This window comes from Alteromonas sp. MMG017 (genome assembly GCF_018100795.1).
Lineage (GTDB): Bacteria > Pseudomonadota > Gammaproteobacteria > Enterobacterales > Alteromonadaceae > Alteromonas.
This window is the reverse complement of record NZ_JAGJDY010000003.1, coordinates 1-26,309: the sequence shown is the minus strand read 5'-3', so window position 1 is coordinate 26,309 and position 26,309 is coordinate 1. Positions and strand designations below refer to the sequence as shown.

The window sequence follows — 26,309 nt, the reverse complement described above, 5'->3', positions numbered from 1 at the left end:
CAGGAAACATAAAACAGCTAACATAAAACGCGGCCAGGAAAAGAAAAATAGATGAAGTTAAAACAGTTAGTAGCAGCCGGAGCCATTTTTTCCAGTGCTAGCTTTGCCAATGCTGCGGCGCAGAATAGTGAATTCGTTGTAGAAGACATTCGAGTAGAAGGTCTACAGCGAGTAGCGCTAGGAGCAGCCTTAACCTATTTGCCAGTTCAGGTTGGTGATGAGCTAAATACCTTTCGGGTAACACAGCTTATTCGTTCTCTGTACTCTTCAACGCATTTCGAGAACGTCGAAATTTTGCGTGACGGCAACACATTGGTAGTACGCGTAGCCGAACGCCCCACAATAAGTAACATTATTTTTGAGGGCAACGACGATATTAAAGATGAGCAACTCCAAGAAAGCTTAGACGGCAATGGCGTACGATTAGGTGAGCCTTTAGATAAGACTGTTCTAACGTCTATTGAGAATGGCTTAAAAGATTTCTTTTACAGTATTGGTAAATATAACGCTGACGTCACAGCGATTATTACCCCGCTTCCTCGAAATCGTGTCGATTTGAAATTACTTTTCGAAGAAGGTGACGCGGCTAAAATTCAACAGATCAACATCGTTGGTAATGAGATTTTTACTGATGCTGAGTTGATGGATCAGTTTGAGTTGCAGTTCGATACACCATGGTGGGATTTCTTGTCGGAAACTCGCTATCAGCAACAAACGTTGCAAGGTGATATGGAATCACTACGTAACCACTATTTAGATCGTGGTTACCTTCGCTTCAATGTAGATTCTACGCAAGTATCTATGACCCCTGAAAAGTCGGGCATTTACGTGGCTATGAACGTGAGTGAAGGCGAGCAATACACTATTTCAGAAGTGGAACTAGTGGGTGATGTGCTTGGGCATGAAGAATATATTCAGCGTGTACTACCACTTACGCCAGGTGAGCTTTATAACCAAGCTGAAGTGACTTACACAGAAGAGTTTATTAGTAAGTACCTTGGGCGATTTGGTTATGCTTATCCAACCGTGACCACAGTACCAAACATCAACGATGAAGATAAAACGGTTAAGCTGACACTGTCAGTTGACCCTGGCAAACGTATCTACGTTAAACGTATTAAGTTCAACGGTAACGTGGTTACTGCTGATAACGTGTTACGTCAGAATGTAAGCCAGATGGAAGGCACATGGTTATCAAATAACTTACTTGAGTCTTCTAAGAACCAATTATCTCGTTTGACGTATATGGAAGAGGTTGAGTTTGAAACCATTCGAATTCCAGGCCAAGACGATCAAGTAGACGTTAACTTCAACGTTAAAGAGCAACCTTCTGGTTCATTTAACGCAGGTATCGGTTACGGTGACCAAACCAAGTTAAGTCTTCAAGCGGGTATCCAACAAGATAACTTCTTGGGTACAGGTAAACGTGTAGGCTTGAACTTAAGTACGGTTTCTTATCAACGTTCAGCACAAATCACGTATAACGACCCGTATTTCACCATTGATGGCATCAGCTTAGGTGGTTCACTAGGGTATAGTGAATTTGATGGCTCAGACTTTAACGTTATTCAGTACAACTCTAAGCAGTGGTCTGTAGGTGCAAATGTCGGTTATCCGATAAATGAATTTAACCGAATCAACTTCGGACTAACGTACAGCAACGTAGAGCTTTATAACCGTGGTTATTATGAGCAAACGGAACAGTTTTATAACCAGTTCCTTGACGGAGATGATCCTGATGCGCCCATTAAATACCATAGCTATCTTGCCAGCGTAAGTTGGAGTCGTAGTACATTAAACCGTGGTTTATTCCCTACGGCTGGCTCGTCACAGCGTGCCTCATTTAGTATCACTACACCTAATTCAGATGTGAACTACTTCAAAACCTTGTTTGATGGGAAGTGGTATTTCCCACTGTCTAGAAATCAGCGTTGGTCAGTACTTGCAAGAATTAGAATGGGTTACGGTAACGGCTATGGCGATGTAGACGGTAACGAGCAAATATTGCCATTTACCGAAAACTTCACCGCAGGTGGTTCGGATTCACTTCGTGGATTTGAAAACAACACCGTAGGTCCGCGGGGTATCATTCGCTCGCCAAGTGGCTCTTTAACCGGCCCTGATGGCGAAGTGTACCCAACCGACCCTATTGATGATGTAATTACATTATCAAGCCGCAGCCTTGGTGGTAACGCGATGGCATTAGGTGGTCTTGAGTTAATTGTTCCCACACCTTTTGTGGAAGCAGATATGGATAACTCGGTACGAACCAGTCTATTTGTGGATGTGGGCAACGTGTGGGATACTGAGTTCGATTACGACCAATACAAAGACTTTAGTCAATCTAGTACTCAGTATGGTTCATTGATAGACTATTCTGATTGGTCACTGTATCGTAGTTCTGCTGGTATTTCGGTACAATGGATTTCACCAATGGGACCGATGGTATTTAGCTTCTCAAGAGCTATTCAAGAACGTGATGGTGATGATGCTAAATTCTTCACCTTTAATATCGGTCAAACATTCTAAAATATTAAACGGGGCCCTAGGCACCCAGATAAAAAAGATGGATAAAAGGAGTTCCTTTTGAAACAGTTGGTTAAACATATTGTTGCAGGTGCAATGCTTGGTAGCGCACTAGTTAGTACTTCAGTAATGGCAGAGCAAAAAATTGCTGTTGTTGATGTTCAGGGCATTTTTCAAGCTATGCCTCAGGCTGCTGAAATCCAAAACGCCATTCAAGTGGAGTTTAAAGACCGCATCGAAGAAGTTAATCAACTTCAACGTGATGGTCAGTTCTTCGCAGAACGTCTTCAACGCGACGCAGCAACAATGAGTGCTCAAGAAAAGAAAGAACTTGAGCAAAAAATGTTGGCTGTACGTGAAGAGTTAGCAGAAAAAGCACAACCGCTTAAGCAAAACATTCAGCGTCGTAGCAACGAAGAACAAAACAAATTATTCAGCCTTATCAAGCAAGCAATTGATTCAGTTGCCGCTAAACAAGGTTATGACATTGTACTTAACGCAACGGCAACGCCTTTCGTAAAAGAACAATACGACATGTCAGAGCAAGTATTAGAGCAGGTTAGCAAAGTAAACTAAGGCAGTAATGCTTACAGTTTGTCGCTAATTTCATCAGACCAACGCCCGAAAGGGGTTGGTCTGATTTGTTTTTTGCGCCTAACAGCGTATGGTTGCCGCCGTTTTAGTAATTTACGGCGAGTTTGTGACCATGAAGCAGTTTTTAGGTCATGCTTGCACTATAGGAGATAGTTTTTGACCACTTCACTCAATACCATAGAAATCCAGGAAATTCTGTCGTTACTTCCTCACAGATACCCGTTCCTGTTGGTTGATCGAGTAACAGACTACGTTCTGGGTGAATCAATTAAAGCATATAAAAATATCACTTTTAACGAGCCTTGCTTTACCGGGCACTTCCCAGGCCGCCCTATATTTCCAGGCGTGCTGATTCTAGAAGCCATGGCACAAGCCGCGGGCGTTCTTGGTTTTAAGACCATGGGCCAAAATGATAAATTGTATTTATATGCAGGAATTGACAACGCTCGATTTAAGCGTCCTGTTGTACCTGGAGACAAACTAGAGTTTGATGTTGCCTTGGTAAAAGAAAGACGGGGCATCTGGAAGTTTAAAGGCGTTGCAACTGTTGATGGCGAAAATGTATGTGTTGCAGAGTTTATGTGTGCAATGAGAGAGATGACCTAACGTGATCCATCCTACTGCGGTAATTTCAGATAAAGCATCTATTGGCGAAAACGTCACTATTGGTCCATTTTGTGTGATTGATGATGATGTGACGATTGGCGATGGCTGTGTATTGAAGTCTCATGTGGTCGTTCGCGGCACCACCCGCATTGGCAAGAATAATACTTTCTATCAATTTTCATCTATTGGTGAAGATTGCCAAGACAAAAAATATGCTGGTGAACCCACAAATCTAATTATTGGTGATGACAACGAGTTCCGTGAAGGCGTAACTGTGCATCGTGGCACCATTCAAGATAACAGTGAAACTATTATTGGTTCACGATGCTTGTTTATGGTGAATTCACACATTGCCCATGATTGCGTGTTAGGTAATGACATTATTTTAGCCAATAATGTGGCTGTTGCTGGGCATGTTCACATTGATGATTTCGTTATTGTGGGCGGTGCGGTTGGCATTCACCAATTTTGTAAAGTGGGTGCACATGCGTTCTTAGGTGCCGGCGGTATTATTCTTCGCGATACGCCTCCTTTTGTGATGGTGAGCGGCACTAAAAATATTCCTCAGGGCATCAACTCTGAAGGTTTGCGACGTCGTGGTTTCGATAAAGATGAAATAATGGCCATCAAACGTGCTTATAAAGTCATTTACCGTGAAGGTAATACGGTGGCTGAAGCGGTAGAGATTCTTTCTTCGCAAGAAGCAGGTTCTAACGGTGTTGCACTAATGACTGCGTTTCTAAAGAACGCAGAGCGCGGCATCATCAGATAATATGAGCCCGCTATCATGAGTAAACCTTTGCGTATCGCCATGGTGGCAGGCGAGCCATCAGGCGATGTACTCGCAGCTGGTATGGTTGGCGAATTAAAACGCCTATACCCTGATGCAATTATTGAGGGGATAGGCGGGCCTAATATGCAGACTCAAGGTTTTCATAGTTTATTTGATATGGAAACCTTATCTGTAATGGGCTTAGTTGAAGTACTGTCCCATCTACCCGCTATTTTAAAAGTCAAAAAAGCGCTGCTCGCACACTTCTCTGAAAACCCGCCTGATATTTTTGTTGGCATAGATGCCCCTGATTTTAATCTACGGGTAGAAAAAGAACTTAAATCGAAGGGTATTAAAACCATTCATTACGTTAGCCCGACTATTTGGGCGTGGCGTGAAAAGCGGGTGCATAAAATTGCGAAGGCCGCAGGCCGAGTGCTGGGTTTATTCCCTTTCGAGCAGCAAGTTTATGACAAGTACGATGTGCCCTATACCTTTGTTGGTCACACTATGGCAGATAGCATAGCGCTAACGCCTGACCAACAAGCGTCTCGCAAAACACTCAATCTACCTATCGATAAAGCAGTTTTGGCGGTACTACCAGGTTCTCGTCGTGGTGAAGTAGATACGCTTCTGCCTATTTTTATTGAGACGATGGAAAAAATTGCCGCACAAAGACCGGATATTGAATTTGTGATCCCCGCTGCCAATGCGCATCGTCTAGAACAAATTAATAGCATGTTGAACGAGGCTAACAACGCAACTCAAAGGCTACCTATTCACGTTACTGAGGGGACGTCTCGCGACGCCATGATTGCCAGTGATGTCATATTGCTCGCCTCAGGCACGGCTACATTAGAAGCCATGCTGTGTAAACGGCCTATGGTAGTGGCGTATAAGCTTTCGCCAATAACCTACAAAATTATGCAGCGTTTGTATAAAGCGCCTTTTTTCGCCTTACCCAATTTATTGGCTAATGAAGCGTTGGTACCGGAACTGCTTCAAGACGACGTCAACCCTGACACATTAAGCCAGCAAGCCCTAACTTATTTTGGCAGTGACAACACTGACTTAATTTCCCGTTTCACCGACCTCCACCATACGCTAAAATGCAATGCTGATAAAACAGCAGCACAAGCTGTAGTGGAGGAATTGTTTGCATAAGTTAATAGCCGGCGTAGATGAAGTTGGTAGAGGCCCACTTGTTGGGGATGTGGTAACCGCCGCCGTTATACTCGACCCTGCCAACCCCATAGTAGGGTTAACCGACTCTAAAAAGCTCAGCGAAAAAAAACGGGTAGCGTTAGCCGCTGAAATTAAAGCGAAAGCGCTTTATTGGCATATAGGGCGCGCCACACCAGAAGAAATCGACACCCTTAATATTCTCCATGCTACCATGTTAGCAATGAAGCGTGCTGTGGAAGGTTTAGCGGTAACGCCAGACTTTGTTCGGGTTGATGGCAATCGCTTACCTGATTGGGCTTACGCTGCAGAAGCTGTGGTTAAAGGCGATAGCTTACACGCTGAAATTTCTGCCGCATCCATCATTGCCAAAGTAGAACGTGATAACGATATGCTGGTACTGGATGAATTGCATCCTGAATATGGTTTTGCTGGCCATAAAGGTTATCCTACAAAAGCGCATTTTGAAGCACTCGCCACCCATGGCGTGATTGATGGTTATCGCAAAAGCTTTAAACCAGTTAAGGCACTACTACAAGAGATTCAATAATTATGTCCTCGCCTTTTATTCATTTACGCGTACACAGCGATTATTCCATGATGGATGGGCTTAATAAGGTTAAGCCCATACTTGGCAAAGTGTCTGAGTACAACATGCCTGCTGTGGCGATTACCGACCAAATGAATATGTGTGGTTTGGTAAAGTTTTATTCTGGTGCACATGGGCTTGGCATTAAACCTATTATTGGTACCGATTTCTGGGTGACCAATGAAGCCTTTGGCGATGAGCCGTTCCGTCTTACCTTGCTTGCGATGAATAACGAGGGCTATAAGAACATTACGGTTCTTATTTCTAAAGCCTACTTGCGAGGTCACGTTGCGCATAGAGCAGTTATCGATCAAGATTGGCTTATTGAACATGCTGAAGGCGTAATTATACTCTCTGGTGCTCAGTTAGGTGATGTTGGCGTAGCCCTGACTAAAAACAACACCAGCTTGTTGGCAGAATCGTTGGCCTTCTATAAAACCCATTTCCAAGACCGTTTTTATCTTGAGCTTATTCGCACTGGTCGCCCTGGTGAAGAAGATTACTTACATCGCGCGGTAGAATGTGCCGAGCGAGAAGGCTTGCCAGTAGTAGCAACCAATGAAGTGTGCTTCATTAATAAAGAAGGTTACGACGCGCACGAAATACGAGTGTGTATTCATGATGGCTACACCCTAGATGATACTCGCCGTCCTAAACGATACAGCGACCAGCAATATCTTCGTACCAGCGAAGAAATGGTGGAGCTCTTCAGTGATATCCCTGAGGCCATAGAAAATACGGTTGAAATCGCTAAGCGATGCAACGTGACAGTACGTTTAGACGAATACTTTTTGCCCCAGTTTCCTACTGGTGGCATGACCACTGAAGATTTCTTGGTCAAAGTGTCCGAAGAAGGGCTTGAGCGCCGGTTAGCGTTCCTGTTTCCTGACGAACAAGTACGTGCAGAAAAACGCCCCGAGTACGACGACAGACTCCGTATCGAGTTAGAAGTAATCAACCAAATGGGTTTCCCTGGCTACTTCCTTATCGTAATGGAATTCATACAGTGGAGTAAGGATAACAACATTCCAGTAGGCCCTGGTCGTGGTTCTGGTGCGGGCTCTTTAGTGGCTTATGCATTAGATATTACCGACCTTGATCCCCTTGAATTCGACTTGCTCTTCGAACGATTCCTTAACCCTGAGCGGGTATCAATGCCGGATTTCGATGTCGATTTCTGTATGGATAGACGTGATGAAGTTATCGATCACGTGGCTGAGCTTTATGGCCGCCAAGCGGTATCGCAGATTATCACCTTTGGTACCATGGCCGCAAAAGCCGTGGTGCGCGATGTGGGCCGTGTACTAGGTCACCCTTACGGTTTTGTCGATCGTATTTCAAAGCTTATTCCACCTGACCCAGGCATGACCCTTGAAAAAGCGTTTGCTGCCGAGCCTCGTTTACCCGAAGTGTACGAGCAAGATGAGGAAGTTAAAGACCTCATCGATATGGCACGTATTCTAGAAGGGGTAACGCGAAATGCCGGTAAACATGCTGGTGGTGTAGTTATTGCGCCAACCACTATTACCGATTTTGCGCCGCTATACTGCGACGATGAAGGTAATAACCCGGTTACTCAATTCGATAAAAACGATGTTGAAACTGCAGGGCTGGTTAAGTTCGACTTCCTGGGGTTACGTACCCTAACCATTATCCAATGGGCCATTGATATGGTGAAGGAAGGGAAGGGTATCGACATTGATATCACCTCTATTCCTTTAGCGGATGCAAAAAGCTTCCGCACTCTGCTAAATGCAGAAACTACCGCGGTGTTCCAGTTGGAATCTCGCGGTATGAAAGAGCTAATAAAACGCCTTAAGCCAGATAGCTTTGAAGATATTATCGCATTGGTAGCCTTGTTTAGACCGGGACCTTTGCAGTCGGGCATGGTAGATAACTTTATCGACCGTAAACACGGCCGTGAAGCTATTTCTTATCCCGATGCTGAATACCAGCACGAATGCTTGCAAGAAATTCTAGAGCCTACCTACGGCATTATCTTGTACCAAGAACAGGTAATGCAGATTGCGCAGGAAATGGCGGGCTACTCCCTAGGTGGCGCCGATTTGTTACGTCGTGCTATGGGTAAGAAAAAGCCAGAAGAAATGGCTAAGCAACGGGGCGCGTTTGCTGAAGGGTCGAAGAACAATAACATCGACCCAGATTTGGCGATGAAAATTTTCGACTTGGTAGAAAAATTCGCAGGCTACGGGTTTAACAAATCTCACTCTGCTGCTTACGCCCTGGTGTCTTATCAAACCTTATGGTTAAAAGCCCATTATCCTGCTGAATTCATGGCCGCGGTAATGTCGGCCGATATGGATAATACCGATAAAATTGTTACCTTGGTAGATGAATGTAGTCGAATGGGTCTTGAGTTATTGCCCCCAGACTTAAATGCGGGTAAGCATAAATTCACCGTCGATGAGAAAGGCAGAATTGTATACGGTATTGGCGCTATTAAAGGGGTAGGTGAAGGCCCCATTGAAGCCATTATCGAAGCCAGAGAAAACCAAGGTGCGTTTAAAGATTTATTCGATTTTTGTGCAAAAATTGATATTAAGCGTGTTAATAAACGGGTGCTGGAAAAACTAGTACTTGCCGGCGCGCTAGATAATTTAGGGCCTCACAGGGCTGCACTCATGGCATCTTTACCTGATGCTATCGCCGCCGCTGGGCAGCACGCTAAAGCGGAATCGTTTGGACAGTCAGACATGTTCGGATTGCTGACTACCGAGCCTGATGAAGTAGAGCAAGCTTTTGCCGATGTTCCGCTATGGCCAGAGAAAGTATGGTTGGAAGGTGAAAAGGATACCTTAGGTTTATACCTTACAGGGCATCCTATTAACCAATACGTAGAAGAAATTAGGCATTACACTGATGGAAGGCTGGTCGACTTAAAACCCACAGGCAAAGAACAAATGGCAAATGCTGTTGGCTTAGTGCTTGGGGTTAGGGTAATGACCAATAAACGAGGAAGACGTTGGGCTATTGTCACACTAGATGATAAAAGTGCGCGAATAGACGCTCGTTTTTTCCCAGATACCTTCGAACAGTATGAATCTATGCTAGAAACTGACAGAATATTGCTCATAAAGGGACAGGTCAGCTTTGATGATTTCTCTGGGGGCAATACAATCACCGCCCGTGATGTAATGGACATTGTTCAGGCACGGGAGAAAAACGCGAGAGCATTGGCGTTAAATGTTGAAACCCAGTTGCTTGAACCGAAAAAGATTAATCAAATGCAATCTATCTTGCAGGCCTTTAAAGGCGGAAGTTGCCCGGTGCATTTATTAGTAACGCACCCCGATGCAGAAGCACTGATTACGTGTGGTGCACGGTGGTTTGTTACACCAGAAGATCAACTTTTGCACGATCTCAAACAATGTTTGGGAGAAAAAGCCGTTTCAATCCTCTACCATTAATGGGTAGAGTTCGATAGATTGACTATCTCGCGTTGGCATTGACAAGCGCAGTACGAATAGGACATACAATGAGTATACAGTTTTTGGACTTTGAACAGCCGATAGCCGAATTAGAAGCAAAAATTGAAGAGCTTAGGTTAGTAAATCAAGGCGGTGAATTCGATGTTGGTATTGAAGAAGATATTAACAAGCTGCGCGGTAAGAGCGCAGAGCTAACAAAAAAGATTTTTTCTGACTTAGGCGCGTGGCAAGTATCACAGCTTGCCCGTCACCCTATGCGCCCCTATACGCTAGACTACATCCCGCGTATTTTTACCGACTTTGACGAGTTGGCAGGTGATAGAGCTTTCGCTGATGACAAAGCCATACTTGGGGGGCCAGCTATGCTAGATGGCCAACCTGTGATGGTGATTGGTCATCAAAAAGGGCGCGACACCAATGAAAAAATTAAGCGTAACTTTGGTATGCCTAAACCTGAAGGTTATCGCAAAGCACTCCGCTTGATGAAAATGGCGGAGCGTTTCAATTTGCCAATCATTACTTTCATCGATACCCCAGGGGCTTACCCAGGTGTAGGCGCGGAAGAGCGCGGACAAAGTGAAGCCATTGCGAAAAACTTGTTTGAAATGGCTGAGCTTACGGTGCCAATTATTTGTACCGTTATTGGTGAAGGTGGTTCAGGTGGTGCGCTTGCGATTGGTGTTGGCGACCGTGTGAACATGCTGCAATATTCAACTTACTCGGTTATTTCCCCTGAAGGTTGTGCGTCTATTTTGTGGAAAAGTGCAGAAAAAGCACCTTTAGCCGCAGAAGCAATGGGCGTAAGTGCAGGCCAGATTAAAGAGCTTGGGCTTATTAATAGTATTGTTGAAGAGCCGCTAGGTGGCGCTCATCGTGACCACACTAGCATGGCTGCGAACTTAAAAGCGGTACTTAAACAGCAGCTAAGCCAACTTAAAACCTTAGACACGGCTGACTTGATGGAAGAACGTTATCAGCGTCTTATGTCTTTCGGCTACTGCTAGTCAAACGCAGAAAGCTAGAAGAAAGTTAGCAGAAAGCTAGAAGAAACTAGTACAGTGAGTGTATAGAATGGGCATAGCAAGTGAGTGAGATTGTAAATCACATCTGTGAGTCTATCACTACCGCATTTGCTAACACATCATTTGAAGCGCCACCTCTTCTCGTTGTTGCTTACAGCGGAGGGGTGGACTCTTCCTTACTGCTGCATGCCCTGCATGCGTATCGCGAGCAAACCTCTACGGCTGTCCACGCCGTTCATGTACACCATGGGTTGAGCGACAATGCCGATACGTGGCTACGCCATTGCCAATCTGAATGCGACAAATTAACAATTCCGCTAAACCATTATCATGTTGCCGTTAAAAGTGGCGCTCGTAAGAGCCTTGAAGCTGAGGCCAGAGATGCCCGCTATAAAGTGCTACATGAGTTTTGCCATGCAAACAATGGCGTGCTTCTTTTAGGTCAACATGCTGAAGATCAGCTTGAAACCGTACTGTTACAGTTAAAGCGCGGTGCGGGGCCACAAGGGCTGTCAGGCATGGGAGCGCAACAGTGGCGAAGTGGGGTACTTACCCTTCGTCCCATGTTAGCACTTAAGAAAAGCGATATTGTTGATGCCGCGAATCGCCTTGATTTGCAGTGGGTCAATGATGAGTCAAATGCCGATGATCGCTACGACCGTAATTTTCTTCGCAATCAGATTATCCCAGCGTTATCTGAGCGATGGCCTCAACTGTCAAAAACTGCACTAAGAAGTGCCCAGCTATGTGCCGAGCAAACGGCCTTAGTAACAGAGCAGGCTGAAATATATCTTAGTCAGTGCTTAGTGACAGATACTCAGTTAAAAGGCGCTGAGCTGCTTACCTTGTCTAAAAACTGGCAACGAGCCGTATTGCGCCAATGGTTTTCAAAGCAATCGGTGTTGCATCCCTCTCAAGCACAATTAGCGCAAATAGAAAATATGCTATTGGCGAAACAAGATGCTGCGCCTGAAGTGTCGTTTTCTTGGGGAAAAGTAGCAAGGTTTAATAGCGACCTTTATTGGTTATTAAAACCAAACAGCCAGATACCGCATACCCTTGATGTAAAAGATAGCGTCGACACCGAATTGTTTTGGTTGAGAGAACCCCTAACGCTAAGAGTGACGAATAAGCTATCGGGCGCAGTAACCATTAAAATGGGCGTGAAGGGACTACGTGTAAAGCCAAAAGGTGCACAGGTATCGAAGATACTTAAAGATTGGTTTAAACAGTGGAAGGTTCCTACGTGGGAAAGAGCCGAGGCGCCTATACTCTTTTTAGATGAAGAGGCGGTGGCGTTGGTAGTAAATCGAAAAGTCGTTATCTTGGACACCATGCCACCGATGTTAGCTGTTGAAATAGTGGGTGTAGACTAAAGTCTATCTTTGTGAGTAATAAGGTGTCGGAGCCGGAAAATATTTGCCAGTGGGCAAAAGTAAGCTGTGACTTCATGGCAGCCGTGCCAAAAGATGCTTACTTACTTAGATATATTTATTATACCTAATATACGTAAGAAGTGTCCTCTCTACGCTGCAATAACCACTGTGGTACTAGCGTTATTTTTACTGAAGCACTGTCGCTAATTTCCGCCAACAATATTAAAAACGCTCATAGTGAAAAAACGCTACGCAGGATACTTGATTCACTAAACCTATATGAGCGGATGGTTTAAGCGGCTAAGTAGCTATTTTTACCAGATTGCTTCACTTTGTATAACGCAGCATCGGCGCGGTCAAAAAGCTTACCGGTATCGTCACCCTCACGGTAAATAGCGCCACCTAAACTGCACGATACATTCATGCGTCTCAAGTAACTTGATTGGTTAATGCTAAGCTGAATACGCGATGCGGCACATTCTAACTGAAATTGTGTTTGGCAATCTAAAAGGCAGCAGAACTCGTCGCCACCAAATCGAAATGCTTCATCTTCATCTCTTAGTACGTGTTGTAACTGAGACGCTACATGGACTAAAACATTATCACCTTCTCGGTGACCGTGGCCGTCATTAACCGATTTGAAATTATCTAAGTCTATGACAAGTAATGAAAAGCCTTCCTCGTGACGCTGAGCCCACCCTAATTGACGTACTAGTGCCTGATCGAAGCCTGAGCGATTTCCCAAGCCTGTTAGCACGTCTTTAGTCGTCATCTGGTGGAGGCGTAAAAAAGATTGTGCTTGAGCGACTTGTTTAGCAAATAGTTCATGAAGTTGCTCTAGTGCATTTCGTTCAGAGAGGGAAAGCGGTACTGCGAAATAATAATGCGCAGTTGCGAGTTTACCTTTCTGAGAGGTAACACCTGGCAATGGTATCGCCACAAGTGTTGACGATAGTTTGGCATTTCCGTATACCCAACGGGTGTCTAAATCCGATAAGCTTAAACCGGCCAATGAGAAAAAACCATTCAATTGGCGAAAGTAAATTTCACCAAGCTTTTCCAATTCCAGCGTAGACAAAATCTCGCTGATGAAGGAGGTTATTTCACTGGCAGATAACGCCTGACCCGTGCTAGCAGGAGGATAAAAATTGTCATGTTGTGTGCTATCGTAGATAGTAGTAGAGAAATCCACGGAAATGCCCCTTTAGCAATACGGAAAAATATACATAAGTGGAAAGTGTCAAAATTTGCCGCTTATGCTAATTTGTTAATAGGTATTAGCAATCTTAATGCCAATTCCTGCAATATTGCTTGGCGATATAGGCTAATAAAAATGTAGGGTTGCTAGGGCTGCTGTAATACTTTGATGTTCAGTCGTATTTTAATTCAGGTGAGCGCAAATTTTAATCAGCGTGGAACATTGAAGCCTCAAATTAACGGTAGGGAGATGTGAAGTGAGTGCCGGTTTTTTGAACGTAATTGCGTTAATGTTTATTGCCGTTTGTAGCGTGGCTATTTTTAAGCGCATCCATTTACCGCCAATTTTAGCGTATTTATTTGCAGGTATATTAGCGGGTCCACAGCTCTTTGCGCTTTTCGCTCACCCTCAAGAAATGCATTTGCTGGCTGAAACCGGCATCGTTTTTTTGCTCTTCTCACTAGGGCTGGAATTTTCCCTACCAAAGCTAGTGGCCATGCGCTCATTAGTATTTGGCGTTGGGGTTGGTCAAATGCTGCTGACCACCGCGGTATTTACCAGCATTCCTTATTTATTCGGGTTACCTATCAGTGCTTCCATTATTATTGGTGGGGCGCTGGCACTTAGCTCTACCGCTATAGTCATCAAACAAGCAACTGAAATGGGTATTCTCAATAACAGAAGAACCCAGCTGGCTGTGAGTATTCTGCTATTTCAAGACCTTGCCGTTGTTCCATTCCTTATTGCTATTCCTTTGCTTGCTCAAAGTGGCGAGGTCAGCATTGCATTTGCCTTAGGCGAGGCGTTGCTAAAAGGTATATTCGTCATCGCGTTTTTAATGTCGGTAGGTAAGTGGGTGTTACCCTGGGTCTTTAGGGAAGTGGCTAAAACCCGAACCGATGAGCTCTTTGTTCTTACCACAATTTTAATCGCGCTATTGGCTGGCGGCCTGACCTATTACTTTGGGTTGTCTATGGCTTTGGGCGCCTTTCTTGCGGGAATGATGTTGGGTGAAAGCCAATACAAATATCAACTTGAAGCCGATATTCGCCCCTTTCGCGATATTTTAATGGGCTTGTTTTTCGTTACCGTTGGCATGCAACTCGATATAAATGTGCTGTGGAGTAACTTCTTTACCATTGTTCTTGGCGTTGTTGGGCTGATGATTATCAAAATTCTTATGGTAAGGGTGGCCGCTGCGTTTGTGAAAACAAATCCTCTGGATGCATGGTCGGCGGGTATTAAGCTATGTCAGATTGGCGAGTTTAGTTTCGTTATTGCTGCATTGGCGACCACTTATGGGGTGCTGACCACTGGGCAATCTTCTCTTATTGTCAGCATGGGCGTATTGAGCATGGCGCTAACGCCTTGGTTAATGAACAACAGTTTGGTATTTGCAAAGCGTATTGTGGCCAATAAGAGTGAAGACAATGCGCACAATACGTTAATAGTGGATAACGATTTAACCAACCATGTTGTGATTTGTGGCTTTGGCAGGGTGGGGCAATCGGTAGCTCGCATGCTGAAGATGGAAGGCATTGCATTTATAGCGATTGATATGGACCCGGTTCGTGTGCATGAAAGTAGGAACGCTGGTGAGCCAGTGCTGTTTGGCGATGCCAGTCAAAAAGACATTCTTAGTAGCGCCAATGTTGAAAAAGCAAAGCTTATCTTAGTCACCTTTGACCAACCTGATAAAGCAAAACAAGTTATTAGTGGCACCCATCAAATAGATAACACCGCCGATGTTATGGTGCGAACTAAGCGAGACTATCAGTTAGATGGTTTATATTCTGCGGGGGCAAATCAAGTCGTACCCGAGTTGCAAGAAGGTAGTTTGATGCTTATTTCTCAAGTACTGCATTACGCCGGTGTGCCCATGTCTCGAATTTTAAAGCGTGTTCGCGCGGAACGAAAAGGGCGATACGATCACTTGCATGGATTTTACCCAGGGGAAACCACAGAAATAAGCTATGGCACTGAGGATAAACTTGAATTTATTCATGCTGTAGTGCTGTCAGAGCATGCAGCATGTATGGGTAAAAAAATTAAAGATATCGACTTTGCCAGAATGCGGGTGAATGTGCGTGGATTAAGAAGAAATGGTACTGAAGTAAAAGACCCCGATCATGAAGCTGTGCTACAACCCCATGATGTGCTCGTTATTGCCGGCAAACCTCGGCGCGTAGAACGCGCTGAGAGGAAATTACTGGAAGGCAGCTAGCCGCTCGTAAAATGCTTAAGACCGCTCTTGATGATTTACAGCAAGTGAAAGCATTCAGAAACAAGTGCTTAGAAAAAGTGTTTAACAAAAAAGTTTATGCAACCTTATCTTTTTCTAAGTCCGCAAACTGCTTTTTCAGGTCGTATTTTTCATCGGTAACAATTTTTTCAAGCACAGAAACCCGTTCCTTGAGTGAAGCAATTTCAGATTGATAAGCTTCTGCTGCTTTATCTGACGCCTTATTTGATTTTTTAGTTTTTGATGAGCCTGTGATACTCACAATGGCCCAAGCGATAATAGCAACAATAAAAATAGCGGTCAGATTCATGGTACTTTCCCTTCAGTTTGTTTTAAATTGTTCTGCATTCAGTGTAGGTGAAAAAAGTAACTTTCTTTCCTACAAACCAAGCTTACAAAGCGACTACGCTAAACATACTTTTTTCGTTACTATAGCGCTTATATATACGCTTGTTCGGAAAAAAGTGTAAATAAATACGTAACTATGCATTAAAGCTTTTTGCGCATTAAAGCTTTTTGCCTACTTCATATAGAATAAGCGAATGGACATGCATGTATTTACGTTAGCGCTCTGTAATTCGTAAGTATATCTATACCAAAGATAGCAAGATGACTGCCATTGTTGTAAATTCACTATTAATCAAAGGTTTATAGTGATTTGTATTTATTGAATTATGCTGGTGAAAATCTAATTCACGAAAAATTAGTTAAATTAACGAATGAATGACGAAATTAACAATTCTAAACGCATGGTAAAGCATACAAAGTGGATGCAGTACGCTCTTACCCTAGCGGATAAAGCAGAAGCAATGGGAGAGGTGCCGGTAGGTGCCTGTGTTGTACATAATGGTGAGTTGATTGGTGAAGGGTGGAATACGCCTATCGCAGATAGCGATCCTTCCGCTCACGCAGAAATGAATGCGGTAAGAATGGCGGCAAAGCACTTACAAAACTACCGTACTACCGATGCTACGCTTTATGTCACGTTAGAGCCATGTTCGATGTGTGCCGGAATGTTGGTTCACGCCAGAATTAAGCGAGTGGTATTTGGTGCCAGCGATGCTAAAACAGGGGCGGGAGGGTCAGTGATGAATATTTTGAACCATCCATCACTTAATCATCAGGTTGATGTAATACCAGGGGTGTTGGCCGACGACTGTGCTGATAAAATTTCAGCATTTTTTAAACGTCGTCGAGCACAAATAAAGCTAGATAAAAAAGCCAAACAGGCGGCGCTTAAGCATTGCGGGTCAGCTGAGTAAACATCTCACTGGTGACAAACAGTTTGCGGCGTTGTAGTACTTTTTGATGCATTCTTTTTAGCATCACTCTACGTCTATTATTATTTTTCAATTTTATTCCTTTCCTAAATAATTTGTTTCTTTTCATTTTGCCCTCCTTGTTAATACAAATTGGGAAATTGAATAAGGCATATTGTCATTTCATCGTTTCTGCATTTATGCCTTAACCAGCCGATAAAGCGAGTTACATTCGATGGTACTGATCTTAGATGACACCATAATGACAAAATTCAATATGGCGTTAGCTAAATTCTTCCTTGTTCGTCTAGCCAAAGTAAACTGTCGTAATATCGGCGAATATTATCCACATACTGAAGCGCTTCATCGCCCCGTGCGTACCCATAACGTGTTGTTCTGTAGTACTTCTTTTGCCTTAGCTGTGGAAGTCGTTGTTTAACGTCTACCCAGAGATCAGGATTGCCACCCTGACGCTCTGTAAGAATTCGGGCATCTTCTAAATGCCCTAGACCAAGGTTATACGCCGCCATTGCCATCCAAGTTCTATCTGGATCGCCAATTCGTGCAGGAATTCTTCCTAACAAGCTGGCGAAGTAGCGAGAGCCTCCGCGAATACTTTGTTCTGCGTCGGTACGATCTTCTACATCCCAATCATTGGCTGTGTCTAACGTCAGCATCATTAAGCCGCGAACGCCAGTACGAGAGATTGCATCGGGATCCCAGTGGCTTTCTTGGTAACTCATAGCGGCTAACAAGCGCCAATCTAAGTCTCCAGCATATTGCTGAAACATACTTTTATAATCTTTTAACAGCGATTCGGCAGATTGATTAAATGCACGGCTGTCTACGTAGTCAAATTGCCTAATGTGACCAAAATACTTTTCTTCTAATACGGTAAACCAGCCTGATTGATGCACGGTACCAAAATATTCAATAATGGCGGCTTTAATGGAATCGTCTAATTCAGGGTTTAGTGCCCATGCCATCGGCATTTCTTCTCGTACGGTTAATCCGACGGCCAAATTGGGGTGACGTCTTCGTTGCAGGGCAAGTCGGTTACTATCGGCAAGGGTGTAAGCAATATCGCCCGTCGCCACTTTTTGTAGCAACTCTTCGGCATCAGAATCTTCAGTGGTAACTAATAGCGATTCACTTGAGCCGTTTAAAACTGCAAGTAGCTGCGCTTGACTGCTACCTGACACAGCAACGACAGGGTCCACAAGGCTATCGAGTTCACGAGGTCTTGTGGTACCCGCACGGTATACTAAGTGTTGAGCAACGGTTTGATATGCTGGCCCGTAAGTAAAGCGCATCAATAAGGCATCGGTAACTGCATCACCCGTGGCGACAATATCAAGGTTGCCTTCGGCAAGTTGCTCTAGCATGGCGTCGTAACTGTAGAAGGGATATAAGTCGAGCGTTACCCCGACATAATCTGAAAAGCCGGCAAGTAATTCATATTCAAAACCTTGTGGACCTTCGGCGCCATTATAATAAGTAGCAGCACCGTAAAGCGTGCCCACTTTTATCGAACCACGCTCTATTAATGATAACAAAGCGTTCGGAACGGTAGGAGAGCCACAACTTGTAGCGAAAAAGCATAATGCGATAAAAAAAGATGTTTTTAATCGCTTTTTGTAATGTTGTAACGGCATAAACCTTTTCTTATTGTTGTAAATTGGGTCTTGGGAAAAAAAACTGCAACATAGCCTATGTTGAAGGTTACCAATAGAGTATAAATCCTCTATAATCCGCGCCGAAATATTCATCAATTACAGAGGCAACGCGTCCCATTGATGGTCGTTGTTTCTGAACAACTAGGTAAAGCAATATGTTGGTCCTTCGAGGCGCTCCCGCACTATCAGAGTTTCACCAAACTAAACTGATTGCAAAGCTGGGTCAATCCGGCATTAAGGTGAAAAACCTATATAGCGAATATATTCACCTTATCGATTCAGAAGGTGAACTCTCGCAGCAGCAATTAGAAATACTTAAAAAGCTGCTTACCTACGGGCCTGCCCGACAAACCCAAACGCCAACTGGCAACCTCTTCGTGGTAACACCCCGACCAGGCACCATCTCTCCTTGGTCTACTAAAGCAACTGATATCGCAAACAATTGTAGTCTGAACACGATTAATCGTATAGAGCGAGGCTGTGCTTTTTATATAGAAGCAGAGCAATCGCTTAGCGATGCTGACTATAGTCTTGTTGCTGCCCACTTGCATGATCGCATGACGGAAACCGTTTTTCCTGATACGGCGGCGGCAGAAGTATTGTTTGCACATACCACGGCGAAAACCTTTACTTCAGTAGCGATACTAGAAGATGGCAAGCAAGCGCTTGTGGATGCCAATATTCAACTTGGTTTAGCACTGGCTGATGATGAAATAGAGTATTTATTCGAAAGCTTTACGCGTTTGGCGCGTAACCCTACTGACGTAGAGCTTTACATGTTTGCGCAAGCGAACTCTGAACATTGCCGCCATAAGATTTTCAATGCCAGTTGGACAATCGACGGTGAAGAACAAGACAAATCTTTGTTCAAAATGATCAAGAACACATTTGAAGTGTTACCCGATCATGTTTACTCGGCCTATAAAGATAACGCTGCGGTGATGTCAGGCTGGGAAGCTGGGCGTTTCTTCCCGAATCCACAAACACACCAATACGAATACCATCATGAGAATATCGATATTCTGATGAAGGTGGAAACCCATAACCACCCAACCGCTATTTCGCCTTTCCCAGGCGCGGCAACAGGTTCAGGTGGTGAAATTCGTGATGAAGGTGCTACCGGTCGTGGCTCTAAGCCTAAAGCAGGTTTAGGTGGTTTCAGCGTGTCTAACTTACGTATTCCAGGGTTAGAACAGCCGTGGGAAAAAGACTACGGTAAGCCACAACGCATCGTAAGCGCGCTAGATATTATGCTAGATGGCCCGCTAGGTGGCGCAGCATTTAACAACGAATTTGGTCGTCCGAATTTGCTTGGTTACTTCCGTACCTACGAGCAAGAAGTAAATAGCTTCAATGGTGTCGAAGTACGTGGTTACCACAAGCCTATTATGCTTGCGGGTGGTTTAGGTAATATTCGCCGTGAACATATTGAAAAAGGCGAAATTACCGTAGGTGCCAAACTTATCGTGCTTGGCGGCCCTGCAATGAATATCGGCCTTGGTGGAGGCGCAGCCTCTTCAATGGCATCAGGTCAGTCAAATGAAGATCTGGACTTTGCTTCGGTACAGCGTGAAAACCCAGAAATGGAACGTCGTTGCCAAGAAGTTATTGATGCGTGCTGGCAATTAGGCGATGACAACCCCATTCAGTTTATTCACGATGTGGGCGCGGGTGGTTTATCAAACGCACTGCCTGAGTTAGTTAATGATGGCGGTCGTGGCGGTAAGTTTGAACTGCGTAACGTATTGTCTGACGAACCGGGTATGACACCACTAGAATTATGGTGTAACGAATCACAAGAACGTTACGTGATGTCGGTAGCGCCAGAAAACATGCCGGTATTTGAAGCGATTTGTGCCCGTGAGCGCGCACCTTATGCCGTAGTAGGGGAAGCCACTGCTGAACAAGAATTGAATGTAAACGACAGCCAATTCGATAACCAGCCTATAGACATGCCCCTTGATGTGTTACTTGGCAAGCCGCCTAAAATGCATCGCGACGTTACCAGCAAGCCATTAGAAACCACTGGTTTTAATGAAAGCGACATAACACTAGCTGACGCAGCAACACGCATATTATCGCTACCTACTGTGGCGGAAAAAACCTTCCTAATTACCATTGGCGATCGCTCGGTAACAGGCTTGGTTAACCGCGACCAAATGGTTGGCCCTTGGCAAGTACCTGTGGCCGATGTAGCGGTTACTGCCACTGCTTTTGATACTTATCACGGTGAAGCCATGGCGATGGGTGAGAGAACCCCGGTTGCCTTGTTATCTCATGGTGCGTCAGCGCGTTTAGCGGTAGGTGAAGCGTTAACCAACATTGCTGCAGCAAATATTGGTGATTTAACCCGTATTAAGCTTTCAGCAAACTGGATGGCCGCCGCAGGACACCCCGGTGAAGACGCTGGTTTGTATGAAGCGGTAAAAGCCGTAGGTGAAGAACTTTGCCCTGAATTGGGATTAACCATTCCGGTAGGCAAAGACTCCATGTCGATGAAAACCGCATGGCAAGAGGAAGGCAAAGAGAAAGCGGTAACATCACCGTTATCGTTAGTGATTTCTGCTTTCGGTGCCGTAAAAGATATTCGTAAAACGGTAACACCAGAGCTTCGCACCGATAAGGGCGACAGCCAACTATTGCTAATCGATTTAGGTGAAGGCAAGAACCGCCTTGGCGCGAGTTGTCTTTCACAAGTGTACGAGCAATTAGGTGATGCACCTGCCGATGTGGTTTCTGCGCAGCGTTTGAAAGCCTTCTTTAATGCGGTACAAACGCTAATTGAGAAACAACTGGTAGTGGCTTACCACGACCGTTCTGATGGTGGACTATTTACCACGGTAGCCGAAATGGCCTTTGCCGGTAAAACCGGTGTAAGTGTTGCGCTAGATGGCATTTCAAGTTCAGAAGCGGGTTCAGACTTATCTATATTGTTTAACGAAGAGCTTGGTGGCGTACTTCAAGTGTTAGACAAAGACATCGAGGAAGTTAATGCGGTACTCGCGTCTTTTGATTTAACGGATGTTAGTCATTACATCGGTACGTTAAATACCACCGACACTATCGAATTTACTCGTGATAACGTGGCAGTGCTAAACGATAGTCGCGTAGCCATGCGAACTACGTGGGCACAAACCACCTTGGCGATGCAAAAGCTTCGCGATAACCCAGTATGTGCTGAACAAGAACATGCCGCTAAGCAAGATGCCGCCGACCCTGGCTTACACGCTGCGCTTACGTACAACGTAAATGAAGATATTGCTGCGCCATATATCGCGAAAGGTGTGCAACCTAACGTCGCCATTTTGCGTGAACAGGGCGTAAACTCACACCTTGAAATGGCTGCTGCATTTAACCGCGCTGGTTTTAATGCTGTTGATGTACACATGAGTGATATCTTGGCTGGTAAAGTGACGCTGGAAAGTTTCGCAGGCTTGGCCGCGTGTGGTGGTTTCTCTTATGGCGACGTGTTAGGTGCCGGTGAAGGGTGGGCGAAATCAATCTTGTTCAACGAACTTGCACGAGATCAATTCGCTGCCTTCTTTGACCGAAACAGTACTTTTAGTTTAGGGGTGTGTAACGGTTGCCAAATGCTATCTAACTTGAAGTCGCTTATTCCTGGTACCGAACATTGGCCGCACTTTGTTGCGAACCAATCGGCACGTTTCGAAGCCCGTGTTGCCATGGTAGAAGTGACTAAGTCTGCTTCTGTGTTGTTGCAAGACATGGCCGGTTCGCGCATGCCAATTGCGGTATCGCACGGTGAAGGCCAAGCAGAGTTTGCAAGCGACAGCGCGCTTTCGTCTGTAGCATCGCAAGTGGCACTTCGTTATGTAGATAACTACGGCCAACCCACTATGCAGTACCCAGCTAACCCGAATGGTTCGCCTGAAGGTATCACTGGGTTAACCTCTAGTGACGGACGCAGCACTATTATGATGCCGCACCCTGAACGTGTGTTTAGAGCGGTGGCTAACTCATGGCGTCCAGACGATTGGCAAGAAGATGGTGCATGGATGCGTATCTTTAGAAATGCACGTCGTTTTGTAGGATAAAAACGCGCTTAAGCTTAGTAGAGGTAAGATGTTCTTATCTCTACTTTTTCACTTAAATGAGCGTGAAGCGTGTCAATAGATTGGCAAAGTGTCAAAAATTTGTACTGAGGGCTTGTCTTCGATAAGTCACTGATCTATTGTAGTGCAATGCAGGGATTGCAGACTGGTTACAGGAGTTTGTTTTAAGGGTTGTACCAACAAAAAATATTGTTGGTGTTGATAACAAGAGACGACGAATGAATCGTTCATCAAAAGGGTTTGGCTTAACCGGAGTAGCCATAGCGGTTGTGCTGATGTTTGTTACTGCTGTTTTCAGCAGTTCAGCTAAATCTGCCGACGTTACTTCAACGCTAGTTGTGCAGTCTTCAGTTAAGTAGTCTGAAAGTGAAATTCTAACGCCAGTATCTGTTTTCAGATACTGGCGTTAATCACTCAGCTTTACCAATTCATTTTATAAATCTTGCGCTATTAGCCTTTCCTATTTTTCTCTCTGTTGATCAATTTCTGATCTGGATGTTTCTTCAATAATACATACGTAGCTGCAAATCCGCCGTGCATAGGTTGCGCGGTGTGGTAGGCAATAACCTCTTCTAACTCAAGCAACCAGTGATTAACAAAACTTTTCTTATAAGCAGGAAAAGGTTTACTCTCTTCACCCTTGCCGTGCTTAATCAATAATGCCCTCACACCTCGTTTATGTGAGTCGGTTATCGCTTTGTATAGTGCATCTCTACTTTGCTCAATCGTCATGCCACTTAAAGAAAGGGTTTCTTCTAATGGGTATTTACCCATGCGTAATTTTTTGAACACACCATCTTGAATACCTGGTTGTTGGAATGAAATGAAATCGTCAGGCTTTACAGGTGTTACCCCTTCTAGACTTAGCGGGCTTTTCAACTTTTCCCTTTCACTGCGTTGACTTGCAGCGCGCCTCTTTTTTTCAGCTATCGCACTCTCTGTATCGTGCAATAACGCTTTATTTGAAGGTTTAATGGGTTTTACATCCTGCATCTCAGCAAAGAACGAATGTAAATCATCATTTTTTTCAAAATCAGTCATAGTTTTCTCCCACACTCAGCGAAGCGTTATTTTCATGAATGTATTCGCTACGCCAATACTACTTTTCAACGTTGACCTAAATAAGCACTGTTTTACTAAGATTCAATATGGGGCTGTTTGTTGAATATTCTACTCTCGTATACCATGGGTTTATCCTAAAAGTAGCATCATTTTAAAAGCCGAAGTCGAGATGTTTTTTTAATTATTGACGACTGAATCTTATACGTAGCTAATTTGACGATGGGTTACTATTAATGAACGTGGCTTAAACGCAGTTTAAAAGTAAACAAATCACAGGGACAAGTATGAAAACAATGCGTCGAATAATCACTATCTTAGTGTTTTGCTTAAGTGTCACGATGCCAAGTATGGCGCAAACCAATAATAATGAAATAAAACAGGTGATTGCTACGAAGGTAGCGCCGCCGTTTGTCATCAAAAACGAAGAGGGTTCTTTTGAGGGGATAAGTATTGCGCTTTGGGAGCAAATTGCAGAATTAACGGCTACCGATTATGCGTTGACCGAAGCCTCTTTGGTTGAGCTGGTGGCGGGAGTAGAAAGCGGTCGTTTTGATGCGTCTGTTGCTGCGCTTACCGTCAATGCGCAACGAGAATCGATCATTGATTTTACGCACCCCTTTTATACTACGGGATTAGCTATCGCCGTGCCTAGCGAAGGAAATCGGTGGATGTCAGCCGTGAAAGGTTTTTTCAGCTGGGAATTTTTAGTTGCACTATCAGCTTTGTGCGGTTTGCTACTAGCGGTAGGAGCGTTACTGTGGCTGTTTGAAAGAAAGCGCAACGCCGAGATGTTTGGCGGCTCAACGCAACAAGGCCTTGGTGCCAGCTTTTGGTGGGCGGCGGTGACAATGACCACAGTAGGGTATGGCGATAAGGCCCCTGTTACCTTTGGGGGGAGGGTAATCGGCTTCATTTGGATGTTCGCAGCCATTATTTTAATCAGTAGCTTTACCGCAGCCATTGCCACAAGCCTTACCGTAAGTCAGCTATCTTCAAGTGTTGAAGGGCTTGAGGACTTACCTAATGTGCGGGTGGGCACCTTGGCAAACTCTGCAAGTAGCGCATTTTTACAAAAAGAAAATATCGGATTTAAGCGGCTTGAAAGCGTTGAAGAGGGTTTGTCGCAATTGGCATCAGGCAAGCTCGATGCATTGGTTTACGATAAGCCCATTTTACAGTACTTAACTAACAACAACTTTGGTGACAGTATTCTTATTTTACCTGAAGTCATTGAACGTCAGGATTATGCTATTGCACTACCAGAAAACAGTGCCCAAAGAGAAAAAATTAATACCGCGTTACTTAGAGTAATAGAGACGGACGAGTGGCAAGAGATATTGGACAATTATCTTGGGAAATAGCACCAGATAGGAATACATTCCGTGATTGCGGTTAAGCGTAGTGGCGTCCCCAGCTGGAATCGAACCAACATCTAAGCCTTAGGAGGGCCTTGTTTTATCCATTAAACTATGGGGACAGACAAGGCTATTATACGACCTTAATTCTCGAACGGAACCCTTTGGTTTAAAAACCTTTTTAGTAAGTTAAAAAAGCCTGCATCGTCGGCAAAATTGTCGACGATGCAGCTTATTACATTGGTTAATAATTTAAATATCCGTAGGAGGAAGTTTCTCCACAGCTGAGCGCAAAATATCGGAATCACTTATCGAAATAGAGGAATCTGTACTTTCCTCTGTGTTCGGTAACGCTTCATTACCTGCTTCCTCGGCATTCACTGCAGAAGAAAGTGTTTCGAGTTCCGAAGGTTCTGATGCGGGAAGTACGAGGTCTTCAGGTGGTAATTCAACATCAACTAACGCTAAAGTAACGTTGGTATCAAGCGATCCAACAGGTACAACATCATTTTCTCCAGGTAAGTCAATTGATTCATTTTGTATAGTTGCCGCTTCAAAGACTGGAGGTACTATGCCCGCCTCGGCCTCGTTAGAGGAACCTTTACCTTCATCAGTCAACGACACTTCTTCTATAGGCGCAGTCGGTAACACCACGCTTCCCAAATCTTGGGCACTTAATAAAACAACACTTTCTTCTGGAGCCGCGTCAGCTTCTAAAGAGGTCGCTTCAACACCTGACGTACTTGCGGGCTCTTCTGCGCTAATATTACCACTTGAATCTGAACTAGATTCCAAAGTAACTAGGTTGCCAGCAGCATCTGTCATTGAAATGGATATATCGACAGAGGCGAGACCAAAGATATCGAGCCCTAAACCAATTATTTCGTAACTCCCATCGGACTGAATTAGTACTGTTTTAGCTGTAAGTGGAACTGTTACTGCACTAAGTAAGACTACCGTAAGACTAACGGTTAGTTCGTAGCCAGCATATTCAGGGGAAACGGAACCAAGAATTGATCCTTCTCCAGAAGTATCAAATGTAGTAATTCCTATATTAGGTGCCACATTAATCAGCTGCGTTAGTGAATCAGTATGGTTGCCACCTGCACCATCACTGACACTGACTCCTACATCTAAATCACCTAATGAGACACTGTCTACTGGGGTTACAGAGAAAGTTCCATCATTTTGCACTATCGCAGTAAGCACTGTAGTAACGCCTGCATCATCAAGAAGGGTGATCGTAACTGTTTCACCTATACGCTCACTGGTGCCACTAATAGTTGGGGTTGATGTTGTCCCATCTATTGGGTTTAGTTCCAGCAATG

General features: G+C 44.4%; 19 protein-coding genes and 1 tRNA gene. 14 read left to right on the top strand and 6 right to left on the bottom strand.

All coding sequences use genetic code 11. The features are described 5' to 3' along the window. Nucleotides 1-51 precede the first annotated feature (51 nt). The 9 genes from bamA (at nucleotide 52) to tilS (ending at nucleotide 12,116) form a co-directional block, all read left to right on the top strand. Nucleotides 52-2,529 (top strand): outer membrane protein assembly factor BamA, encoded by a 2,478-nt coding sequence (gene bamA / locus J8L84_RS04860; RefSeq protein ID WP_057793427.1) that lies wholly within the window; start codon nucleotides 52-54, stop codon nucleotides 2,527-2,529. A 57-nt stretch (nucleotides 2,530-2,586) separates the two neighbouring features. Continuing rightward, nucleotides 2,587-3,102 carry an OmpH family outer membrane protein gene (locus J8L84_RS04855; RefSeq protein WP_013785180.1) on the top strand — a complete coding sequence of 172 codons (516 nt, stop codon included), beginning with the start codon at nucleotides 2,587-2,589 and terminating at the stop codon, nucleotides 3,100-3,102. Between the two features lie 174 nt (nucleotides 3,103-3,276). Next, a complete protein-coding gene (fabZ, locus tag J8L84_RS04850; RefSeq protein WP_013785179.1) occupies nucleotides 3,277-3,726 on the top strand; it encodes a 3-hydroxyacyl-ACP dehydratase FabZ in 450 nt (149 codons plus the stop codon). Between the two features lies 1 nt (nucleotide 3,727). Next, nucleotides 3,728-4,498, top strand: coding sequence for an acyl-ACP--UDP-N-acetylglucosamine O-acyltransferase (gene lpxA / locus J8L84_RS04845; protein ID WP_211069713.1), 771 nt, complete (start codon nucleotides 3,728-3,730; stop codon nucleotides 4,496-4,498). Nucleotides 4,499-4,513: 15 nt separating this feature from the next. Further along, a complete protein-coding gene (lpxB, locus tag J8L84_RS04840; RefSeq protein ID WP_211069712.1) occupies nucleotides 4,514-5,662 on the top strand; it encodes a lipid-A-disaccharide synthase in 1,149 nt (382 codons plus the stop codon). Further along, on the top strand, nucleotides 5,655-6,230 hold the full coding sequence (gene rnhB, locus J8L84_RS04835; protein WP_211069711.1) for a ribonuclease HII: 576 nt from the start codon (nucleotides 5,655-5,657) through the stop codon (nucleotides 6,228-6,230). Before lpxB ends, rnhB begins: the two co-directional genes overlap by 8 nt. A gap of 2 nt (nucleotides 6,231-6,232) precedes the next feature. After that, nucleotides 6,233-9,697, top strand: coding sequence for a DNA polymerase III subunit alpha (dnaE, locus tag J8L84_RS04830; RefSeq protein ID WP_211069710.1), 3,465 nt, complete (start codon nucleotides 6,233-6,235; stop codon nucleotides 9,695-9,697). Between the two features lie 68 nt (nucleotides 9,698-9,765). After that, nucleotides 9,766-10,722 (top strand): acetyl-CoA carboxylase carboxyl transferase subunit alpha, encoded by a 957-nt coding sequence (gene accA, locus J8L84_RS04825; protein WP_211069709.1) that lies wholly within the window; start codon nucleotides 9,766-9,768, stop codon nucleotides 10,720-10,722. Nucleotides 10,723-10,802: 80 nt separating this feature from the next. Then, nucleotides 10,803-12,116 carry a tRNA lysidine(34) synthetase TilS gene (gene tilS, locus J8L84_RS04820; RefSeq protein ID WP_211069708.1) on the top strand — a complete coding sequence of 438 codons (1,314 nt, stop codon included), beginning with the start codon at nucleotides 10,803-10,805 and terminating at the stop codon, nucleotides 12,114-12,116. A gap of 292 nt (nucleotides 12,117-12,408) precedes the next feature. On the opposite strand, the gene J8L84_RS20640 is transcribed toward tilS, so the two are convergent. After that, nucleotides 12,409-13,308, bottom strand: coding sequence for a GGDEF domain-containing protein (locus J8L84_RS20640; protein WP_211069707.1), 900 nt, complete (start codon nucleotides 13,306-13,308; stop codon nucleotides 12,409-12,411). Between the two features lie 262 nt (nucleotides 13,309-13,570). Between J8L84_RS20640 and J8L84_RS04810 the strand changes: the two genes are divergently transcribed. After that, nucleotides 13,571-15,538 carry a cation:proton antiporter gene (locus tag J8L84_RS04810; protein WP_211069706.1) on the top strand — a complete coding sequence of 656 codons (1,968 nt, stop codon included), beginning with the start codon at nucleotides 13,571-13,573 and terminating at the stop codon, nucleotides 15,536-15,538. 94 nt (nucleotides 15,539-15,632) lie between these two features. Here J8L84_RS04810 and J8L84_RS04805 read toward each other — a convergent pair whose 3' ends face one another. Beyond that, the gene (locus J8L84_RS04805; protein WP_057793414.1) at nucleotides 15,633-15,866 is read right to left on the bottom strand and encodes a hypothetical protein; all 234 of its coding nucleotides are present in this window, start codon (nucleotides 15,864-15,866) and stop codon (nucleotides 15,633-15,635) included. Between the two features lie 409 nt (nucleotides 15,867-16,275). Between J8L84_RS04805 and tadA the strand changes: the two genes are divergently transcribed. Continuing rightward, the gene (gene tadA, locus J8L84_RS04800) at nucleotides 16,276-16,818 is read left to right on the top strand and encodes a tRNA adenosine(34) deaminase TadA (protein WP_211069705.1); all 543 of its coding nucleotides are present in this window, start codon (nucleotides 16,276-16,278) and stop codon (nucleotides 16,816-16,818) included. A gap of 284 nt (nucleotides 16,819-17,102) precedes the next feature. Here tadA and mltF read toward each other — a convergent pair whose 3' ends face one another. Then, nucleotides 17,103-18,470, bottom strand: coding sequence for a membrane-bound lytic murein transglycosylase MltF (gene mltF, locus J8L84_RS04795; RefSeq protein ID WP_211069704.1), 1,368 nt, complete (start codon nucleotides 18,468-18,470; stop codon nucleotides 17,103-17,105). Between the two features lie 176 nt (nucleotides 18,471-18,646). Between mltF and purL the strand changes: the two genes are divergently transcribed. After that, nucleotides 18,647-22,546, top strand: a complete 3,900-nt coding sequence (gene purL, locus J8L84_RS04790) for a phosphoribosylformylglycinamidine synthase (protein ID WP_211069703.1) — start codon at nucleotides 18,647-18,649, stop codon at nucleotides 22,544-22,546. A 236-nt stretch (nucleotides 22,547-22,782) separates the two neighbouring features. Beyond that, nucleotides 22,783-22,923 (top strand): hypothetical protein, encoded by a 141-nt coding sequence (locus J8L84_RS04785; RefSeq protein WP_013785166.1) that lies wholly within the window; start codon nucleotides 22,783-22,785, stop codon nucleotides 22,921-22,923. Between the two features lie 91 nt (nucleotides 22,924-23,014). Here J8L84_RS04785 and smrA read toward each other — a convergent pair whose 3' ends face one another. Further along, nucleotides 23,015-23,605 (bottom strand): DNA endonuclease SmrA, encoded by a 591-nt coding sequence (smrA, locus tag J8L84_RS04780; protein ID WP_211069702.1) that lies wholly within the window; start codon nucleotides 23,603-23,605, stop codon nucleotides 23,015-23,017. A 305-nt stretch (nucleotides 23,606-23,910) separates the two neighbouring features. Between smrA and J8L84_RS04775 the strand changes: the two genes are divergently transcribed. Beyond that, nucleotides 23,911-24,987: a transporter substrate-binding domain-containing protein gene (locus tag J8L84_RS04775; RefSeq protein WP_211069701.1), complete on the top strand. Its 1,077-nt coding sequence runs from the start codon at nucleotides 23,911-23,913 to the stop codon at nucleotides 24,985-24,987. A gap of 41 nt (nucleotides 24,988-25,028) precedes the next feature. Here J8L84_RS04775 and J8L84_RS04770 read toward each other — a convergent pair. Further along, nucleotides 25,029-25,103, bottom strand: a tRNA-Arg gene (locus J8L84_RS04770). A gap of 130 nt (nucleotides 25,104-25,233) precedes the next feature. After that, on the bottom strand, nucleotides 25,234-26,309 hold a 1,076-nt coding region (locus tag J8L84_RS04765), incomplete at its 5' end, for a hypothetical protein (protein ID WP_211069700.1).

What these genes read in the sequence shown, in the direction of transcription:
- bamA (WP_057793427.1), top strand. Translation starts at nt 52, where the DNA reads ATGAAGTTAAAACAGTTAGTAGCAGCCGGAGCCATTTTTTCCAGTGCT.
- lpxB (WP_211069712.1), top strand. Translation starts at nt 4,514, where the DNA reads ATGAGTAAACCTTTGCGTATCGCCATGGTGGCAGGCGAGCCATCAGGC.
- dnaE (WP_211069710.1), top strand. Translation starts at nt 6,233, where the DNA reads ATGTCCTCGCCTTTTATTCATTTACGCGTACACAGCGATTATTCCATG.
- accA (WP_211069709.1), top strand. Translation starts at nt 9,766, where the DNA reads ATGAGTATACAGTTTTTGGACTTTGAACAGCCGATAGCCGAATTAGAA.
- J8L84_RS04805 (WP_057793414.1), bottom strand. Translation starts at nt 15,866, where the DNA reads ATGAATCTGACCGCTATTTTTATTGTTGCTATTATCGCTTGGGCCATT.
- tadA (WP_211069705.1), top strand. Translation starts at nt 16,276, where the DNA reads ATGAATGACGAAATTAACAATTCTAAACGCATGGTAAAGCATACAAAG.
- mltF (WP_211069704.1), bottom strand. Translation starts at nt 18,470, where the DNA reads ATGCCGTTACAACATTACAAAAAGCGATTAAAAACATCTTTTTTTATC.
- purL (WP_211069703.1), top strand. Translation starts at nt 18,647, where the DNA reads ATGTTGGTCCTTCGAGGCGCTCCCGCACTATCAGAGTTTCACCAAACT.
- J8L84_RS04785 (WP_013785166.1), top strand. Translation starts at nt 22,783, where the DNA reads ATGAATCGTTCATCAAAAGGGTTTGGCTTAACCGGAGTAGCCATAGCG.
- smrA (WP_211069702.1), bottom strand. Translation starts at nt 23,605, where the DNA reads ATGACTGATTTTGAAAAAAATGATGATTTACATTCGTTCTTTGCTGAG.
- J8L84_RS04775 (WP_211069701.1), top strand. Translation starts at nt 23,911, where the DNA reads ATGAAAACAATGCGTCGAATAATCACTATCTTAGTGTTTTGCTTAAGT.